The following is a 3291-nucleotide window of genomic DNA, read 5'->3' as shown; positions in this document are numbered from 1 at the left end:
TTGGGTTACAACTGTGGTGCTTGGTTGTTATGTAGTTATGTGTTGGTTCCTGGGAACAATGGTTGTTGTTCGGGAACCACATAGTGGACGCGTGCAGTGTTTTGTGTGTGGTGTAAGTTGTTGGCCTATTAGTACCGGTCAGCTTCACGAGTCTTTAGTCCTCGCTTCCACATCCGGCCTATCAACCCAGTGGTCTGGCTGGGGGCCTCTCACACATAATGTGTATGGAAATCTCATCTTGAAGCGAGCTTCCCGCTTAGATGCTTTCAGCGGTTATCCCATCCGAACGTAGCTAATCAGCGATGCACTTGGCAGTACAACTGACACACCAGAGGTTCGTCCGTCCCGGTCCTCTCGTACTAAGGACAGCCCTTCTCAAATTTCCTGCGCGCGCAGCGGATAGGGACCGAACTGTCTCACGACGTTCTAAACCCAGCTCGCGTACCGCTTTAATGGGCGAACAGCCCAACCCTTGGGACCTACTCCAGCCCCAGGATGCGACGAGCCGACATCGAGGTGCCAAACCATGCCGTCGATATGGACTCTTGGGCAAGATCAGCCTGTTATCCCCGAGGTACCTTTTATCCGTTGAGCGACGGCCATTCCACAATGTACCGCCGGATCACTAGTCCCGACTTTCGTCCCTGCTCGAGATGTCTCTCTCACAGTCAAGCTCCCTTGTGCACTTACACTCGACACCTGATTGCCAACCAGGCTGAGGGAACCTTTGGGCGCCTCCGTTACTTTTTAGGAGGCAACCGCCCCAGTTAAACTACCCATCAGGCACTGTCCCTGACCCGGATCACGGGCCGAAGTTAGATGTCCAAAGTGACCAGAGTGGTATTTCAACGATGACTCCACCCGAACTGGCGTCCGGGTTTCAACGTCTCCCACCTATCCTACACAAGCCACTCCGAACACCAATACCAAACTATAGTAAAGGTCTCGGGGTCTTTCCGTCCTGCTGCGCGTAACGAGCATCTTTACTCGTACTGCAATTTCGCCGAGTTTATGGTTGAGACAGCGGGGAAGTCGTTACTCCATTCGTGCAGGTCGGAACTTACCCGACAAGGAATTTCGCTACCTTAGGATGGTTATAGTTACCACCGCCGTTTACTGGGGCTTAAATTCTCAGCTTCGCCCACAAGGGGCTAACCGGTCCTCTTAACCTTCCAGCACCGGGCAGGAGTCAGTCCGTATACATCGTCTTGCGACTTCGCACGGACCTGTGTTTTTAGTAAACAGTCGCTTCCCCCTGGTCTCTGCGGCCCACACCCGCTCACGGAGAGCAAGTCTCCATCACGGGGCAGGCCCCCCTTCTCCCGAAGTTACGGGGGCATTTTGCCGAGTTCCTTAACCATAATTCTCTCGATCGCCTTGGTATTCTCTACCTGATCACCTGTGTCGGTTTGGGGTACGGGCGGCTAAAACCTCGCGTCGATGCTTTTCTTGGCAGCATAGGATCACCGGATCCCCCCTTACGGGAGTCCCATCAGATCTCAGGAACGTGCTCGAAGCACACAGGAACGGATTTGCCTATCCCTGACCCTACATCCTTAGACCGGGGCAACCATCGCCCGGCCCGGCTACCTTCCTGCGTCACACCTGTTAATACGCTTACCTCCCGGGATCAGGTCCCGCGCTCGGCCAAAACCCACAACACCACAAGGGTGAGCGGGCAGGCTCCGGGCGGTTAGTATCCCCCGCTTGGCATGGGCGGTTTTTCGCCGGTACGGGAATATCAACCCGTTGTCCATCGACTACGCCTGTCGGCCTCGCCTTAGGTCCCGACTTACCCAGGGCAGATTAGCTTGACCCTGGAACCCTTGATCATTCGGCGGACGGGTTTCTCACCCGTCTTTCGCTACTCATGCCTGCATTCTCACTCGTGTAGGCTCCACCGCTGGTTTCCACCGCGACTTCACTGCCCACACGACGCTCCCCTACCACTCCACACCCCTGAACCACGAAGGCTAGGGTACTGTGTGAAATCCACAACTTCGGCGGTGTACTTGAGCCCCGCTACATTGTCGGCGCGGAATCACTTGACCAGTGAGCTATTACGCACTCTTTCAAGGATGGCTGCTTCTAAGCCAACCTCCTGGTTGTCTTCGCAACTCCACATCCTTTCCCACTTAGCACACGCTTAGGGGCCTTAGTTGGTGGTCTGGGCTGTTTCCCTCTCGACTATGAAGCTTATCCCCCACAGTCTCACTGCTGCGCTCTGACTTACCGGCATTCGGAGTTTGGCTGACGTCAGTAACCTTGTAGGGCCCATCGGCCATCCAGTAGCTCTACCTCCGGCAAGAAACACGCAACGCTGCACCTAAATGCATTTCGGGGAGAACCAGCTATCACGGAGTTTGATTGGCCTTTCACCCCTACCCACAGCTCATCCCCTCCATTTTCAACTGAAGTGGGTTCGGTCCTCCACGACGTCTTACCGTCGCTTCAACCTGGCCATGGGTAGATCACTCCGCTTCGGGTCTAGATCACGCCACTACACTCGCCCTATTCAGACTCGCTTTCGCTACGGCTACCCCACACGGGTTAACCTCGCGACGTAACACTAACTCGCAGGCTCATTCTTCAAAAGGCACGCCGTCACAGTAACAAGACTGCTCCGACGGATTGTAAGCACACGGTTTCAGGTACTGTTTCACTCCCCTCCCGGGGTACTTTTCACCTTTCCCTCACGGTACTGGTCCGCTATCGGTCATTAGGAAGTATTTAGGCTTATCAGGTGGTCCTGACAGATTCGCACGGGATTTCTCGGGCCCCGTGCTACTTGGGATACTCTCCAGGCGGCACACAACATTACGGTTACGGGGCTCACACCCTCTCTGGCCGGCCTTTCAAGACCGTTCACCTATGCACGCACTCTCACCTCACTGGCCCGGCAGAACCAGAACGGAAAGTCCCACAACCCCGCCCATGCAACGCCCGCCGGCTATCACACATGGAAACGGTTTAGCCTGATCCGCGTTCGCTCGCCACTACTAACGGAATCACTCTTGTTTTCTCTTCCTGCGGGTACTGAGATGTTTCACTTCCCCGCGTTCCCCCCACGCACCCTATGTGTTCAGATGCGGGTCACACAATCACCATGACAGCGTTGTGCGGGGTTTCCCCATTCGGACATCCTGGGATCAACGCTCGGTTATCAACTCCCCCAGGCTTATCGCAGATTCCTACGTCCTTCTTCGGCTCCTAATGCCAAGGCATCCACCGTGTGCCCTTAAAAACTTGACCACACAAACATGATCAAAAACTTACTCGAGAGAACCACGA

General features: G+C 55.1%; 1 rRNA gene. It reads right to left on the bottom strand.

From position 1 onward, the window contains the following. Positions 1-107 precede the first annotated feature (107 nt). Positions 108-3252 (bottom strand): 23S ribosomal RNA (locus IEY62_RS21580). Positions 3253-3291: the final 39 nt, after the last annotated feature.

It is taken from the genome of Paenarthrobacter histidinolovorans (assembly GCF_014647595.1).
Classification (GTDB): Bacteria; Actinomycetota; Actinomycetes; order Actinomycetales; family Micrococcaceae; genus Arthrobacter; species Arthrobacter histidinolovorans.
The sequence above is the reverse complement of the archived record's forward strand: the minus strand, read 5'-3'. Positions and strand labels throughout refer to the sequence as shown.